Origin of the sequence: Sorangium sp. So ce375, from assembly GCF_051473855.1 — a bacterium.
Taxonomy (GTDB): Bacteria; Myxococcota_A; Polyangia; order Polyangiales; family Polyangiaceae; genus Sorangium.
This window is the reverse complement of the sequence record NZ_CP150335.1, coordinates 11,530,765-11,545,628: the sequence shown is the minus strand read 5'-3', so window position 1 is coordinate 11,545,628 and position 14,864 is coordinate 11,530,765. Positions and strand designations below refer to the sequence as shown.

Sequence of the window (14,864 nt, the reverse complement as noted above, 5' to 3'; positions counted from 1 at the left end):
AGAACCCGCCTCACGGCACACGGGGCTCTATCCCCGCTGCCGAGCATCAGTATTTGTAGACCAGAAGAGGGCGCCCGACCGATGACAAAGATGCGAGCGGTGTCGCGCTATTCCTTGGCGATTGTGGATCGTGAGAAGCACCGGGCGCGGGTAGCGCGAAATGGAGATCTGCTGGCGGTCGCGGTCGATGGGGTCTGCCTAGAAGCGCAGTTCGAGTTGAGCGATGGCAGCGCGCTCCTCTGGCTCACCGAAGACAGCCCGTACGACGAGGGTCTGCACATTTACTTGTTGGGACAGAATGGATGTATTGAGGACGCGCTTGAGGCGGGCGCGGATTTCACCGCAGGCCTCTTGAAGATTGGAGAGCTCGGAGGCGACTACGTCAACTTCGAGTTCTTCACGAACATGAATGTCTACCAGCTGAACGTGACGAGGAAGCCTGGGCTGCGACTACGATTGCCTGCAGGATGGAAGTACAAACATTGGCTAAAATCACACCGACTCACCCTGAGCATCCTGAAGAAAGGAGCTACATAGTGTCAGATCCGCAATTGGAATCGGCGCTGCGAGAGCTGGAGGTGACGGCGAACAATTTCGCCATGCGCCTAATTCGCATGGCGCAGGTACGCACAGCATATTTCCAGCAGATCGCCGAAATGAGCCAGAGTATTCGCCAGGCCGTGGATAGCGGGCAACTCTCGGCGGAGCGAGGGGCAGAACTCGCCAACGGCATGCGGAACGAGATCATGCGGATGCAACGAGAGCGGGATCTTGATCTGGGCCGAGCGCTTGCACAGCGCATGAAGGCCGAAGGCTTGACACTCGAGCAAGCGATCGTGAAGGCGATGCAGAAGCTGAACCTCCAAGGGCGCTTGTTCCACGAGCTCACCGGAGAAGAGCAAACACTTGTCTTCCTGAAAGTGATCGACAGCTCGGGAAACTCACGGCAATCCGTGACACGTGGCATACCGAAATTGCGGTGGGCGGCCCGAGGATTGTGGCTGGCGACGTTCGCCATCGCGGCGTACAACATTGGGACGGCAGAGAATGCATGGTGGCAGACGGGGCGTGAGGCGGCGACCATCGCCGGCGGGTTCGGCGCCAGTGTTGCGGCAGGCGCGGCGATGGGTGCAGCGGGCGGTATATGGGCTGGCCCCCCGGGTGTCGCCGTAGGAGCCTTCGTGGGCGGCGTCCTCGGCGCGTTGCTGGCCGATCATGCATATGTGGAGGCAGCTGGCACCAGCGATCCGACGACGCGGAGCTTCGTGGCACGGTTCACCGGCTTTTGGGCCGGGGTCAATGAAGAGGGAATGGCACGAGCGCTCGCGATGGAGCATCGGACGAACCTGGAATTCACACGACGAGTATTCCAAAGCCTCGACAGCGACTATCACACGGACGCCGACGACGTCGCCCTGGAATATGTCGATCTAGTTCGTCGGGACACGGCGCTAGCGCAATCATTGCGGGGAAACCGCCCATTGCGGGAGCTTCTCATCAGGTTGCTCGACGAAGGGTACACCTCGTCAGAAGAACGGGCAGCGATCCACTATTTGCGCGGCCTCTAAACTCAAGTTTCGCACTTCTAAGGGCTGGGATTATCGAGCTCAGCATCTTCGTTGCCTGTCGATAGGCCTCCGACGAGGCGCGAGTAGACCTCCGGAGGCGGCTGGTCGACCCGCTGCTCCCGCACTGGGCCCTGCGCGAGCGACGCACGCGGCCAGCGCTTCACCGATGCGCTCCCCGCGTCACTCAAGGGCCTCCTCGGTGACGGGAGGCGGCGATGATCGCCAAGGATGAGGAGGCCGAGATCGTGCGCCTCTACCGCGGCGAGAAGCGGCCCGTCGGCACCATCGCCGGCCAGTTTGGGCTGCATCACACCCCCGTGAAGCGCTTGCTCGGGTAAGCAGGTGTCGACCCGAAGGTCGTCGCGCCGCGACCGCCCATGGTCGACCCGTTCGTATCCGTTCGGCAGAGCGCATCCTGACGTCGAGCAGGCCAGGGACATAGGCTTGCCGTGCGATGCGAGAGCGACGGCAGGGCACCGGCAACGGCGGCGAGACCGGACTGACGGACCCCGAAGCGACGCCAGCGAGACGCGGGACCGGCGACGTCAGCGTGCGAAGGCCGCGCCCCGGCAAGTCGAGCGCGTCCGCGGCGATCGATGGCGCAGAGGCGCCGCCCTCGCGGCAAAGCCGGCGAGCGGAGCCCACGCCCAGCGCGACGTCGCCGGACGCTACCGGTGGCGCAGAGCAGGCTTCGAAGCGCTCACGCGGCCAGCGTGACCGGCGCCGTCCACGGGCTGGCAGCGAGCCGCTGCCGAGCGTCGGTGTTCTCGAGGGTCTGCTTCCAGGACTTGGGAGCGAGCTCGAGGACCCGATCGCGCGGCCAGCTCGGCAACAGGATCAGCACGTCGCGCAGGTAGGCCCAGGGGTCAATCTGGTGCAGGGCGCAGGAGGCGATCAGCGACACGATGACGGCGTTCCACTCCGCCCCGTCGTCGCTGCCGACGAAGATCCAGTTCTTCCGCCCGAGTGCCTCTCTGCGGAGCTCCAGCTCACTGCGGTTGTTGTCCAGGCGGAGCCGCCCATCCTCAAGGAAGCGGATGAGTGCGGTCCACTGGTTGCGCGCATACCCGATGGCGCCAGCGATGGGGCTTCTGGGCAGCACCAGCAGCTCCTCGCTGTCGAGCCACGCGCGGAAGGCACCGAGCACGGGCTGGGCGTGGCTTCGGCGCTGCTCGGTGCGGCGACCGGGAGCCAGGTCCTTGGTCGCCTTGTCGATGGCGAAGAGCTGGTGAATGAAGCCGAGCGCCGTCATCGCACGCTCCCGGTCCGACGACATCGCTTCGAAGAAGCGCCGGCGGCAATGGGCCCAGCAGCCGACCTCGGTGACCTGCTCGGTCCGGAACAGCTCCTCGTAGACGCTCGATGCGTCGGCCTGGACGTAGCCCTTGTACCCGCGGAGAAACTCCTTGGGGCCATCCTGGTTGTGACGAGGCGTGAAGCGAAAGAGCACGTGGTCTCGGTCGGCTACGAGCACCCAGAAGTGTCCACGCCGGCACTTGTCCTTGGCCTGGACGAGCACTCCGGTCGCGTCGATGGCGATGCAATGGGCGGAGAGCGCGTCCTTGGCCATGGCGGCGACCAGATACCCCAGCACCTCGGCGCACGAGCCCACCCAGCCACAGAGCGTCGAGCGCGCCAGGTGCACCCCTTGGCGCTCGTAAATCTTCTCCTGTCGATGCAGCGGCAGGCGAGTAGCCCGGGGGAATTTCACCCCCGGGCTCTCCCAGAACCGGACGTGAACCTCTCAGCTCATCCGGCTCCTGCCACCCAGTTGTCCCCCACCCCGAAAGAGCGTCCAGTGCGCGAACAGAGTCGGTTGCCGGCAAGCGATCGCCTCCAACCACCGAGCCGTACGCCTCTTGTGGCCGCGCAACCGCTTGTACTTGCGCCTCGCCCACTTCGCGAGGGCCCGATCGAGCGGGCGGAACACACGGCAGAGGGCTGAACGATGGTAGCTCCCGTAATACTGGATCCAACCCCGAAGCTCGGGATTGAACATGTTCGCCAGGTCGGTCAGGGACTTGTCCGTTCGGCACCGTATCCGCCAGTTTCGGCGCATCTTACGGCGGATCGCCGTCGCCGCAACCCCGCTGATGGCGGGGCTGAAGCTGACGAAGAGCTCGCCACGGCGGTTCAGTGACTGACGAGGCCGGAAGGTGAAGCCGAGGAAGTCGAACTTCTCGGTAGCCGCAGACCGACGCCGGTTCGCGTCCTTGCAGTAGACAATCTGCGTCTTCTGCGGGTGGACCTCGAGCCGGCCGCGCCGCAGGCGCTCCTCCACTTCTTGCAGCACGACCTGAGCCTGCTGCTCCGTTCGGCAGTGCACGAGCACGTCATCTGCGTATCTCTCGAACGGCACGTCTGGAAAGCGCTCGGCCATCCAGGTGTCGAACGCAAGATGCAGGAAGATGTTCGCCAAGAGCGGGCTGGCTACGCCGCCTTGGGGAGTGCCCGACGTCCGCGGTTCCAGCGCGCCGCTCTCCACCTGTACCGGCGCATGAAGCCACCGTTGGATGTAGAGGAGCACCCAGCGAACCGAAGTGTACGTCCTGACCGCCCGCATCATGAGCCCATGATCAAGGGAGTCAAAGAACGCGCGAATGTCGAGATCTATAGCCCAGTTGAACTTCCAACAGCGCTCTCTTGCTCGCCCCACCGCCTGCACCGCTGACCGGCCGGGTCGATATCCGTACGAGTCGGAATGGAACAGAGGATCCACCACCGGCTCCAGGACCATCTTCACGGCCGTCTGAGCGATGCGATCGGCAACCGTTGGGATGCCGAGGTTCCTCGTGCCCCCGCTGCGCTTGGAGATTGCCACGCGCAGCACGGGAGCCGGGAAGTACGTGCCCGACGACATGCGGTTCCACAAACGATAGAGGTTGTCCTTGAGATTCCTCTCGAACTCCTCGATCGTCTGCCCATCCACTCCGGGGGCTCCTCCGTTTGTCTTCACCCGCAGGTAGGCGTCCCAGATGAGCTTCTTCGGAATGTCGAACGACTTCGCTACACCCACGGGCTCCTCCCATCGCTGGTTGACCCGCTGGTATAGCTGGATGACGTGGCCCCTTCGCTCCACCCGCTTTCGCCGGCTTCTCCGCTACTACGAGCCACTCCGCCCCTCGCCGCCGCATCGGTACGCTGGTCCTCGCGGGGGCCTCCCACTTGGACTTCTCCCTTGGCATCGGCGCGCGAGGTTCCCACGTTCCGCACTGCCGCCAGATCCGAGCTCACGCCGCCTTCCGGCCGGACGCCACCCAGGCAGAAATGCACGCACCCCCTGGGTTCTCTCCCGGGCCAATCATCCTGCCCGGTTTCGACGTCTTCGAGTACGTTTCGACCCATCATCAGCGGTTCACTTGCGTTCGTCTTCTCGGACCACACCTGACGCGATCTCGTCGCGCCTTTTCCTTGACGCTCACCACCCGGACCCTTAGGCCCGCGCAGCTCGAGGTGGTTTGGAGTCTGGCCGTGCTGCCCGACTCCGAGGGGCCTGCCCTCATCGGCTGTGCAGCAAGGTTCGGTCAGGCGGCCATGAGGGCCTCCCTTCCGCGCCGTCGTGGCGCACGATGATCACCATACTTGCTCACCAGCACGTGCGCGAGCAGCCCTGGCCCGGCGAGCGACCGAGGTACGGGGCTGTCGGCTACGTCCGCGATGACGACGCCGGCCTCGGGCTCGCCCCTGGTGGCAAACTTGGGTCGCACGATTTGCAGCCGCACGAAGCTCGCGGGCCTCCACTCCAGCGTCTCAAACACCTCTTCGCCGATGCGGACCATCTCGGCGGCGCGCTCATCGCGCACCTCCGGCGGCAGCAGCTCGATCCGCTCGACCGGCAGGTGCTCGGGCAGCTTCTGCCGTCCGTGCGGGGTGTTCCTGCGCCCCGTGCCGTTGCCTCCGGAGCCGCCTCCTGGCGCAGCGCCGTCGCCCTCAGGCGTGCTCGCGGTGCCGGTATCGGGTGGCGCCGCTGCGCCCGCGAGCATCTGGACGATGGCGTCGAAGGCGAGCTGCATCTGCCCAGGGTCGACATGCTCGGCCTTCTGGCCGAAGATGTGGCGGCGAAGCCGCTCCAGCTCGATGCTGGCGAGCTCGTAGAGCTTGCGGTACTCGTCGCGCTCGTGCGCGGCGCGCGCCAGCTTGTCCTTCAGCTCATGAATCTGCTCATCGAGCGACTTGCTCACGAGGCGGTAAGTACTCGTGACTTTTTGCTTTTTGAAGAGGGTTGTTGCAGGAAAAAGAAGGGCTCTCGAGGCAATGCAGCGCGTGCGCTGCCCGGCAGAGCGCGGACAGGTCGGATGAGATCACGAGCCTGGAGGCGGAGCCATCTCGCAGAGGCGCACGTCGCGCCCCAGCTTCGAAGGCGTGAGCGCGATGCCCTCGAGGATCTTCGCCAGCTCGGCCGCGTCGATGACGACGCTCGTAGCTCCCGGCGTGACTGCACGCGGGGCTCGAAACGTCCCGCGCTCTAGACGCTTGTAGAGCAGGCAATACCCGCGGCGGTCCCACCACAGGGCCTTGCAGCGGTCGGCGGCTCGGTTGAAAAAGAGGAACAGCGCTCCAGAGAGCGGATCCTGCCGCAGCACCTCGCGCACGACAGCGCCGAGGCCATCGAACGAGCGGCGCAAGTCGAGCGGCTCGGTGGCGACGTAGATCGAGACGCGGCCCGGGATCACCGCACGCCTCCGAGTGCGCGAACGACGCGCGCCAGCGTATCCTCATCGAACGTCGGCGGCACGCGCACGACCGCCCCGTCCGGAAACACGATCTCCAGCGCGGTGCCCGGCGAGCACGCCGTAGCGCTCGACGGGGCGACCACCACAGGCAGCAACGCGGGCAGCGTCGCCTTCTCCGAGCGCTGCCGGTACTCGCTCCGCTTCATCCCCAGCCGGCGGCTCCAGGAGTAGAGCGTGCCTGCGCTGACCCCCTCCTGCTCCGCGAACACGCGGGCGGAGTGCCCGCTCTTGTGCCAGCGCGCTACCCGGTCGCGCCAGATGAGTCTGCTCTCGTCCATCCGCACCTCCGGCGCGGCTTTCTACGCAGCGCAGAGGCTCCAAGACAGCATGCGGGTCGCCGAACGGGTACGCAGAAAGTGACGCACCACGGGGTGACGGAAGCCGCGGCCGCGTCGATGTCCCAGCTCGCGCCGGAGATTACCCCGGCAGGAAGGACGACGATGACCATCGAATCCGAGATATTGGCCGCTGTTCGCTCTGCGGAGCGCGGCTTCCGCCCTGGGCCATGCGCGAGCGGCCCGCTCGGCGAGCTCTTCACCGACGCGCTTCCCATGTCCCACGAGGGCCTTTCCGGTGACGGGAGGCGGCGGTGATCGCGAAAGAGAAGGAGGCTGAGATCCTGCGCCTCTACCACGGCGAGAAGTGGCCCGTGGGCACCATTGCCGCTCAGCTTGGGTTGCACCATACCAACGTGCAGCGCGTGCTCGGTCAAGCGGGCGTCGACCCGAAGGTCGTCGCGCCGCGCCCGTCGATGGTCGACCCATTCGTGCCCTTCATCGTCGAGCAGCTCGGCAAGTATCCCTCGCTGCGCTCGAGTCGCCTCTTCGGCATGCTGAAGGAGCGCGGTTATCCGGGCGGTCCCGATCATCTGCGCCGGGTGATCGGCCGTCTCCGCCCCAAGAAGCCGGCAGAGGCATTCCAGCGGCTCCGCACGTTGCCCGGCGAGCAAGCGCAGGTCGACTGGGCGCACTTCGGCAAGCTGACTGTCGGCCGGGCGCTGCGCCCGCTCTGGGCTTTCGTCATGGTGCTCAGTTACTCGCAGCGGCTCTTTCTGCGTTTCTTCCCGGGCGCGGCGATGCCCTTCTTCGTGCGCGGGCACGTCGAGGCGTTCGCCGACTTCAACGGCGTCCCGCGCGTGCTGCTCTACGACAACCTCAAGAGCGCCGTCGTGGAGCGCCACGGCGACGCAATCCGGTTTCACCCCACACTGCTGGCGCTGTGTTACTGAGCACCGTCGTTGATGCCGATGGTGCGCCTGTCGATCCAGCTCTTTGATGGCAGGGTGCTCGACCCACCGGAGAACACCATCACCGAGGCGGATCAGGTGCGATGACGGGGGTGTCCGAGGGCAGCAAGCTGCCAGGGGGCTCCCCGGCCATGCATTGCGCCGAGTCCGATAAAATTCTCAGCGTAGCTACTCCTGAGCATGCTCGCGTTGGTCGAATCCAGGAGCACAGGAAAAGAGGGAGCGCACATTCCGTTCGCCTCTCGAAAATTACCAGCACGACTCCTCGTCCGTCGGCGCAACGAACGGAGTAGGTCAGCGGCAGGAGCGGAGCATCGGCGCGGCGCCGGCCACAAAATAGGCGACGGGAGGAGCTCGTTTGGCCGCGTGCCCCCTCCCGTCGTGCTCCGAATCGCTTGAAAGAGCGGAGCCCTCAACAGATCGTCCATTTGGACCTCGATGTCAAAGGCTGGCTCGGTTCCCCGCCCACCGTAGAGCGCGCGCGGCCAGCCCGCTGCCCCCGTTGCGGCGCGGCGGGGTGCCCGCTGGGGGGCGGGTTGGGGCTGTGGGGTCACGGAACGCGGTCGCGGCAGGTGCGCGGGCCGCTGGCTGCCGGCGAGCGCGGCGGGCTCGTCACGATCGAGGCGCGCCGCTATCGATGCCGCCATTGCAGCGCCGCGATCACGGTCGTTCCGCGGGGCGTCGCGCCGCGACGGCACTTCGCCGCGACGGCGATCGGTCTGGCCCTGCTGCTCGTCGGCGTCGCCGGTGCAGCGCTCATCGATGTGCGGCGGCGCGTCAGCCCTTGGTCCGCCAGCTTCGATGCTGACAGCTGGGTGACCGTGCGGCGCTGGCTACGCGCCATCGACCAGGGGCACCTCTTTGCGGCGGTCCGCCCCAGTCCCCTCGCTTCATCGCTGCGGCAGCGGGCCGAGCGGGCCGCGATGACGCTCGTCGCGATGGCGCCTTTTGCGGCCGAGGTCCCCGAGGCCGCCGTCATGGCGGGCGCCGCGCGGGCTGCGTGATGGCAACAGGCCCGCTCGCCGGGCTCATGTCGGACCCCACCCGGTTGGATCCTCGGTCGGCGGAGCGCCTTGCGCTTGGATGGCTGTGCGGCCGGTGCGGTGTCACCGGCGCGGAAAGGACACGACGTGCAAGACCCCCTCCAGCCGAAGGACCAATCGGAAGCGGTAGCGCTCTATCGCAGCGAGATCATCGGCTCGCTCATGCACCGCGAGCTCGACCGCGGAGAGCTCGCCGAAGCGCTCGCCGACCTGAGCAAGCAGCGGTTTCGCCCACCGCGCGCCCATTCTCCGCGCACATACTCCGTCCCCACGCTCGAGCGCTGGTATTACGCGTACAAGGCGGAAGGCCTCGAAGGGTTGCGCCCCAAGCCCCGTAGGGACAAAGGCCGGGCGCGTGAGCTCACCCCCGAGCAACGACGGATGCTGCTCGATATCCGAGAGGAGCACCCGAGCGCCTCGGTCTCGCTCATCCTCGACACCCTGATCGCGGCGGGCCGGCTCGACAAAGACGCCATCTCCGCCACCACGGTGCGACGGCTGTACGCCGAACACAGCCTCGATCGCATCGCGCTGCGCGATCGCACGGGCGGCAAGGTGCGGCTGCGCTGGCAGGCCGAGCACCCCGGCGCCCTGTGGCACGGCGATGTGTGTCACGCATCGCCGATCCTCGTTAACGGCAGCCCGGCGCCGGTGCGGATCCACGCGCTGCTCGACGACGCCTCCCGGTACATCCTCGCGATCGAGGCGATGAGCGCCGAGCGGGAGGTCGACATGCTGGCGCTCTTCATCCGGGCGCTGCGCAAGCACGGCGCTCCCGACGCCCTCTACCTGGACAACGGCTCGACCTACCGCGGGCACACCTTGCACCTTGCGTGCGAGCGACTCGGCACCACCCTGATCCACGCCCGCCCGTACGACGCCCCCGCGCGCGGCAAGATGGAGCGCTTCTGGAGGACGTTGCGCGGGAGGTGCCTGGACTTCATCGGAGCGCTCGGGTCGCTCCACGACCTCAACGTCCGGCTCTACGCATGGATCGACGAGCACTACCACCGCACACCGCACGCGGCGCTCTTCGGCAAGTGCCCCGCGCAGGTCTACGAGAAGTATCCCCACGTCACCGACGACCTCGACGAGCGGAAGCTGCGCGACGCGCTCACGACCCAGGCCCGCCGGCGCGTGCGGCGTGACAGCACGCTCTCGATGGATGGGGAGGACTGGGAGACCGATCTCGGCTTCCTCGCCGGCCACCTCGTCACAGTGTCGAGGTGCCTCGTCACGCCGAACGAGCCGCCCTGGATCGAACACGAGGGCAAACGCTTCGCCCTGCACCGGGTAGATCCGGTGAAGAACGCCCAGCGGCCGCGACCGGCCTGCAACCTCGATGTCGCTCACGAGGCGCGCGTCCCCTTCGACCCGCCGAAAACGCTCCTGGACAAGGCTCTCGGACGGACGCCTCGCGGTGACGAGGAGGGATGACCATGGACTTCTGCAGCTACTTCAGCTTCACCGCAGAGCCATTTTCCAAGGAGGTCGAAGACGGCGAGCTTTGGCTCCCCCCGTCCAAGCAGATGCTCCTCGAGACGCTCATCGAGGCGGTGCACGCCAGAAAGAGCGTGCTGCTCGCCGGTGACCCCGGCGTCGGCAAGACGTGTCTGCTCCGCGCGCTCCGTCATGCCCTTTCGCCGCAGACGTTTCGCTTGACCTACTGCGCCAACGTGACCCTTGGACGCCGGGACTTCTATCGCCAGCTCTGTCTGGCCCTCGGTCTCGCGCGCTGCAGCACCGCTGGAGACGTCTTCTACGCGGTCAGCACGCACGTCGAGGAACTCGCGAAGGAGCGCGTATTTCCGGTTTTCGTCCTCGATGAGGCCCATCTACTTCATCAGGACACACTCGATCATCTTCACATACTCCTTAATTACGCCTGGGATAGCCGCGCATTGCTTTCGCTCGTGTTGCTTGGCTTGCCCGAGCTCGGCGAGCGGCTCCGCGTGCGCCGCAATCGATCCCTGTATTCACGCCTCCATTACCGATTGACCATCGACCCGCTCACGCCGGACGATACGGCCGACTATCTGCGTGTACGTCTCGGCCGAGTCGGCTGCACGAAAGAGCTCTTCACCTCGGACGCGATCGCGATGCTGCACGAGGCGGCCGCTGGCAGCCTGCGCGACACCGATCGACTCACCACCGCCGCGCTCCGCGCCGCTGCGCGCAAGAAGCGCAAGCTCGTCGAGCGCGACATCCTGAGCCGCATCCTGCAGCTGGACGCAGAGGAGGCCGGATGAACCCCGTCCCCTTGGCCGAGGGGGACACGCGGCGCGGCGACGCCGCGGGCAGCGCAGCCGCCGCCCTCGTCGCGGCCCTCGCGCTCGCCCGCGACGCGCTCACCGCGCGCTACCCGGGCGACCCGGATCCGCTTTGCCCTCGCCTCTACGCCGTCGACGTCGTGCTCCACTACCTCGATCGGCTCGACGACGCTCTCGCTCGCTATCACGCCGTCCTCGACGGCGATGACCGCCTCCCCCTCCGCATCGACTGAGAGCGCCGGCGCTCTGCGACCGCCGCAGTCACCCGACGCATCGCCTCGCTGCAATCGCGGTGAGCGGAGATCCAGCTCGATGATGGCCATCACAGAGCCGGATCTTCCGGCCATCAAACAGCCTGCTCGGTAACAAGTGTTACTGAGCACCGTCGTTGATGCCGATGGTGCGCCTGTCGATCCAGCTCTTTGATGGCAGGGTGCTCGACCCACCGGAGAACACCATCACCGAGGCGGATCAGGTGCGATGACGGGGGTGTCCGAGGGCAGCAAGCTGCCAGGGGGCTCCCCGGCCATGCATTGCGCCGAGTCCGATAAAATTCTCAGCGTAGCTACTCCTGAGCATGCTCGCGTTGGTCGAATCCAGGAGCACAGGAAAAGAGGGAGCGCGCATTCCGTTCGCCTCTCGAAAATTACCAGCACGACTCCTCGTCCGTCGGCGCAACGAACGGAGTAGGTCAGCGGCAGGAGCGGAGCATCGGCGCGGCGCCGGCCACAAAATAGGCGACGGGAGGAGCTCGTTTGGCCGCGTGCCCCCTCCCGTCGTGCTCCGAATCGCTTGAAAGAGCGGAGCCCTCAACAGATCGTCCATTTGGACCTCGATGTCAAAGGCTGGCTCGGTTCCCCGCCCACCGTAGAGCGCGCGCGGCCAGCCCGCTGCCCCCGTTGCGGCGCGGCGGGGTGCCCGCTGGGGGGCGGGTTGGGGCTGTGGGGTCACGGAACGCGGTCGCGGCAGGTGCGCGGGCCGCTGGCTGCCGGCGAGCGCGGCGGGCTCGTCACGATCGAGGCGCGCCGCTATCGATGCCGCCATTGCAGCGCCGCGATCACGGTCGTTCCGCGGGGCGTCGCGCCGCGACGGCACTTCGCCGCGACGGCGATCGGTCTGGCCCTGCTGCTCGTCGGCGTCGCCGGTGCAGCGCTCATCGATGTGCGGCGGCGCGTCAGCCCTTGGTCCGCCAGCTTCGATGCTGACAGCTGGGTGACCGTGCGGCGCTGGCTACGCGCCATCGACCAGGGGCACCTCTTTGCGGCGGTCCGCCCCAGTCCCCTCGCTTCATCGCTGCGGCAGCGGGCCGAGCGGGCCGCGATGACGCTCGTCGCGATGGCGCCTTTTGCGGCCGAGGTCCCCGAGGCCGCCGTCATGGCGGGCGCCGCGCGGGCTGCGTGATGGCAACAGGCCCGCTCGCCGGGCTCATGTCGGACCCCACCCGGTTGGATCCTCGGTCGGCGGAGCGCCTTGCGCTTGGATGGCTGTGCGGCCGGTGCGGTGTCACCGGCGCGGAAAGGACACGACGTGCAAGACCCCCTCCAGCCGAAGGACCAATCGGAAGCGGTAGCGCTCTATCGCAGCGAGATCATCGGCTCGCTCATGCACCGCGAGCTCGACCGCGGAGAGCTCGCCGAAGCGCTCGCCGACCTGAGCAAGCAGCGGTTTCGCCCACCGCGCGCCCATTCTCCGCGCACATACTCCGTCCCCACGCTCGAGCGCTGGTATTACGCGTACAAGGCGGAAGGCCTCGAAGGGTTGCGCCCCAAGCCCCGTAGGGACAAAGGCCGGGCGCGTGAGCTCACCCCCGAGCAACGACGGATGCTGCTCGATATCCGAGAGGAGCACCCGAGCGCCTCGGTCTCGCTCATCCTCGACACCCTGATCGCGGCGGGCCGGCTCGACAAAGACGCCATCTCCGCCACCACGGTGCGACGGCTGTACGCCGAACACAGCCTCGATCGCATCGCGCTGCGCGATCGCACGGGCGGCAAGGTGCGGCTGCGCTGGCAGGCCGAGCACCCCGGCGCCCTGTGGCACGGCGATGTGTGTCACGCATCGCCGATCCTCGTTAACGGCAGCCCGGCGCCGGTGCGGATCCACGCGCTGCTCGACGACGCCTCCCGGTACATCCTCGCGATCGAGGCGATGAGCGCCGAGCGGGAGGTCGACATGCTGGCGCTCTTCATCCGGGCGCTGCGCAAGCACGGCGCTCCCGACGCCCTCTACCTGGACAACGGCTCGACCTACCGCGGGCACACCTTGCACCTTGCGTGCGAGCGACTCGGCACCACCCTGATCCACGCCCGCCCGTACGACGCCCCCGCGCGCGGCAAGATGGAGCGCTTCTGGAGGACGTTGCGCGGGAGGTGCCTGGACTTCATCGGAGCGCTCGGGTCGCTCCACGACCTCAACGTCCGGCTCTACGCATGGATCGACGAGCACTACCACCGCACACCGCACGCGGCGCTCTTCGGCAAGTGCCCCGCGCAGGTCTACGAGAAGTATCCCCACGTCACCGACGACCTCGACGAGCGGAAGCTGCGCGACGCGCTCACGACCCAGGCCCGCCGGCGCGTGCGGCGTGACAGCACGCTCTCGATGGATGGGGAGGACTGGGAGACCGATCTCGGCTTCCTCGCCGGCCACCTCGTCACAGTGTCGAGGTGCCTCGTCACGCCGAACGAGCCGCCCTGGATCGAACACGAGGGCAAACGCTTCGCCCTGCACCGGGTAGATCCGGTGAAGAACGCCCAGCGGCCGCGACCGGCCTGCAACCTCGATGTCGCTCACGAGGCGCGCGTCCCCTTCGACCCGCCGAAAACGCTCCTGGACAAGGCTCTCGGACGGACGCCTCGCGGTGACGAGGAGGGATGACCATGGACTTCTGCAGCTACTTCAGCTTCACCGCAGAGCCATTTTCCAAGGAGGTCGAAGACGGCGAGCTTTGGCTCCCCCCGTCCAAGCAGATGCTCCTCGAGACGCTCATCGAGGCGGTGCACGCCAGAAAGAGCGTGCTGCTCGCCGGTGACCCCGGCGTCGGCAAGACGTGTCTGCTCCGCGCGCTCCGTCATGCCCTTTCGCCGCAGACGTTTCGCTTGACCTACTGCGCCAACGTGACCCTTGGACGCCGGGACTTCTATCGCCAGCTCTGTCTGGCCCTCGGTCTCGCGCGCTGCAGCACCGCTGGAGACGTCTTCTACGCGGTCAGCACGCACGTCGAGGAACTCGCGAAGGAGCGCGTATTTCCGGTTTTCGTCCTCGATGAGGCCCATCTACTTCATCAGGACACACTCGATCATCTTCACATACTCCTTAATTACGCCTGGGATAGCCGCGCATTGCTTTCGCTCGTGTTGCTTGGCTTGCCCGAGCTCGGCGAGCGGCTCCGCGTGCGCCGCAATCGATCCCTGTATTCACGCCTCCATTACCGATTGACCATCGACCCGCTCACGCCGGACGATACGGCCGACTATCTGCGTGTACGTCTCGGCCGAGTCGGCTGCACGAAAGAGCTCTTCACCTCGGACGCGATCGCGATGCTGCACGAGGCGGCCGCTGGCAGCCTGCGCGACACCGATCGACTCACCACCGCCGCGCTCCGCGCCGCTGCGCGCAAGAAGCGCAAGCTCGTCGAGCGCGACATCCTGAGCCGCATCCTGCAGCTGGACGCAGAGGAGGCCGGATGAACCCCGTCCCCTTGGCCGAGGGGGACACGCGGCGCGGCGACGCCGCGGGCAGCGCAGCCGCCGCCCTCGTCGCGGCCCTCGCGCTCGCCCGCGACGCGCTCACCGCGCGCTACCCGGGCGACCCGGATCCGCTTTGCCCTCGCCTCTACGCCGTCGACGTCGTGCTCCACTACCTCGATCGGCTCGACGACGCTCTCGCTCGCTATCACGCCGTCCTCGACGGCGATGACCGCCTCCCCCTCCGCATCGACTGAGAGCGCCGGCGCTCTGCGACCGCCGCAGTCACCCGACGCATCGCCTCGCTGCAATCGCGGT

The 14,864-nt window shown here is 67.0% G+C and carries 17 protein-coding genes; 12 read left to right on the top strand and 5 right to left on the bottom strand.

Annotation, left to right across the window (positions count from 1 at the left end; genetic code table 11):
* The first annotated feature begins 81 nt into the window (after positions 1-81).
* The 3 genes from WME90_RS43235 to WME90_RS43225 all read left to right on the top strand — a co-directional run bounded on the left by WME90_RS43235 (position 82) and on the right by WME90_RS43225 (position 1,906).
* Positions 82-537 (top strand): hypothetical protein, encoded by a 456-nt coding sequence (locus WME90_RS43235; protein WP_437277940.1) that lies wholly within the window; start codon positions 82-84, stop codon positions 535-537.
* Positions 537-1,568, top strand: coding sequence for a hypothetical protein (locus tag WME90_RS43230; RefSeq protein WP_437277939.1), 1,032 nt, complete (start codon positions 537-539; stop codon positions 1,566-1,568). Before WME90_RS43235 ends, WME90_RS43230 begins: the two co-directional genes overlap by 1 nt.
* Before the next feature lie 215 nt (positions 1,569-1,783).
* The gene (locus WME90_RS43225) at positions 1,784-1,906 is read left to right on the top strand and encodes a hypothetical protein (protein ID WP_437277938.1); all 123 of its coding nucleotides are present in this window, start codon (positions 1,784-1,786) and stop codon (positions 1,904-1,906) included.
* A gap of 362 nt (positions 1,907-2,268) precedes the next feature.
* Here WME90_RS43225 and tnpC read toward each other — a convergent pair whose 3' ends face one another.
* The 5 genes from tnpC to tnpA all read right to left on the bottom strand — a co-directional run bounded on the left by tnpC (position 2,269) and on the right by tnpA (position 6,579).
* The gene (gene tnpC / locus WME90_RS43220) at positions 2,269-3,279 is read right to left on the bottom strand and encodes an IS66 family transposase (RefSeq protein WP_437277937.1); all 1,011 of its coding nucleotides are present in this window, start codon (positions 3,277-3,279) and stop codon (positions 2,269-2,271) included.
* A gap of 33 nt (positions 3,280-3,312) precedes the next feature.
* On the bottom strand, positions 3,313-4,584 hold the full coding sequence (ltrA, locus tag WME90_RS43215; RefSeq protein WP_437277936.1) for a group II intron reverse transcriptase/maturase: 1,272 nt from the start codon (positions 4,582-4,584) through the stop codon (positions 3,313-3,315).
* A gap of 508 nt (positions 4,585-5,092) precedes the next feature.
* Entirely contained in the window at positions 5,093-5,749 is a 657-nt protein-coding gene (locus WME90_RS43210) for a hypothetical protein (protein WP_437277935.1), read from the bottom strand.
* A 120-nt stretch (positions 5,750-5,869) separates the two neighbouring features.
* Positions 5,870-6,241 (bottom strand): IS66 family insertion sequence element accessory protein TnpB, encoded by a 372-nt coding sequence (gene tnpB / locus WME90_RS43205; protein ID WP_437277934.1) that lies wholly within the window; start codon positions 6,239-6,241, stop codon positions 5,870-5,872.
* Positions 6,238-6,579 (bottom strand): IS66 family insertion sequence element accessory protein TnpA, encoded by a 342-nt coding sequence (gene tnpA / locus WME90_RS43200; protein WP_437277933.1) that lies wholly within the window; start codon positions 6,577-6,579, stop codon positions 6,238-6,240. The genes tnpB and tnpA overlap by 4 nt, the downstream gene beginning before the upstream one ends.
* Before the next feature lie 311 nt (positions 6,580-6,890).
* Here tnpA and WME90_RS43195 point away from each other — a divergent pair, with 311 nt between their 5' ends.
* The 9 genes from WME90_RS43195 (at position 6,891) to WME90_RS43155 (ending at position 14,803) form a co-directional block, all read left to right on the top strand.
* Entirely contained in the window at positions 6,891-7,529 is a 639-nt protein-coding gene (locus tag WME90_RS43195) for a hypothetical protein (protein ID WP_437277932.1), read from the top strand.
* Positions 7,530-8,119: 590 nt separating this feature from the next.
* Positions 8,120-8,551 carry a hypothetical protein gene (locus WME90_RS43190; RefSeq protein WP_437277924.1) on the top strand — a complete coding sequence of 144 codons (432 nt, stop codon included), beginning with the start codon at positions 8,120-8,122 and terminating at the stop codon, positions 8,549-8,551.
* A 126-nt stretch (positions 8,552-8,677) separates the two neighbouring features.
* Positions 8,678-10,027: a helix-turn-helix domain-containing protein gene (locus WME90_RS43185; RefSeq protein ID WP_437277925.1), complete on the top strand. Its 1,350-nt coding sequence runs from the start codon at positions 8,678-8,680 to the stop codon at positions 10,025-10,027.
* A complete protein-coding gene (locus WME90_RS43180; RefSeq protein ID WP_437277926.1) occupies positions 10,024-10,839 on the top strand; it encodes an ExeA family protein in 816 nt (271 codons plus the stop codon). The genes WME90_RS43185 and WME90_RS43180 overlap by 4 nt, the downstream gene beginning before the upstream one ends.
* Positions 10,836-11,093: a hypothetical protein gene (locus WME90_RS43175; protein ID WP_437277927.1), complete on the top strand. Its 258-nt coding sequence runs from the start codon at positions 10,836-10,838 to the stop codon at positions 11,091-11,093. The genes WME90_RS43180 and WME90_RS43175 overlap by 4 nt, the downstream gene beginning before the upstream one ends.
* 736 nt (positions 11,094-11,829) lie before the next feature.
* Entirely contained in the window at positions 11,830-12,261 is a 432-nt protein-coding gene (locus tag WME90_RS43170) for a hypothetical protein (protein ID WP_437277924.1), read from the top strand.
* A gap of 126 nt (positions 12,262-12,387) precedes the next feature.
* On the top strand, positions 12,388-13,737 hold the full coding sequence (locus WME90_RS43165) for a helix-turn-helix domain-containing protein (RefSeq protein WP_437277925.1): 1,350 nt from the start codon (positions 12,388-12,390) through the stop codon (positions 13,735-13,737).
* Positions 13,734-14,549: an ExeA family protein gene (locus WME90_RS43160; RefSeq protein WP_437277926.1), complete on the top strand. Its 816-nt coding sequence runs from the start codon at positions 13,734-13,736 to the stop codon at positions 14,547-14,549. The genes WME90_RS43165 and WME90_RS43160 overlap by 4 nt, the downstream gene beginning before the upstream one ends.
* Entirely contained in the window at positions 14,546-14,803 is a 258-nt protein-coding gene (locus WME90_RS43155; RefSeq protein WP_437277927.1) for a hypothetical protein, read from the top strand. The genes WME90_RS43160 and WME90_RS43155 overlap by 4 nt, the downstream gene beginning before the upstream one ends.
* The last annotated feature ends 61 nt before the right edge of the window (positions 14,804-14,864 follow it).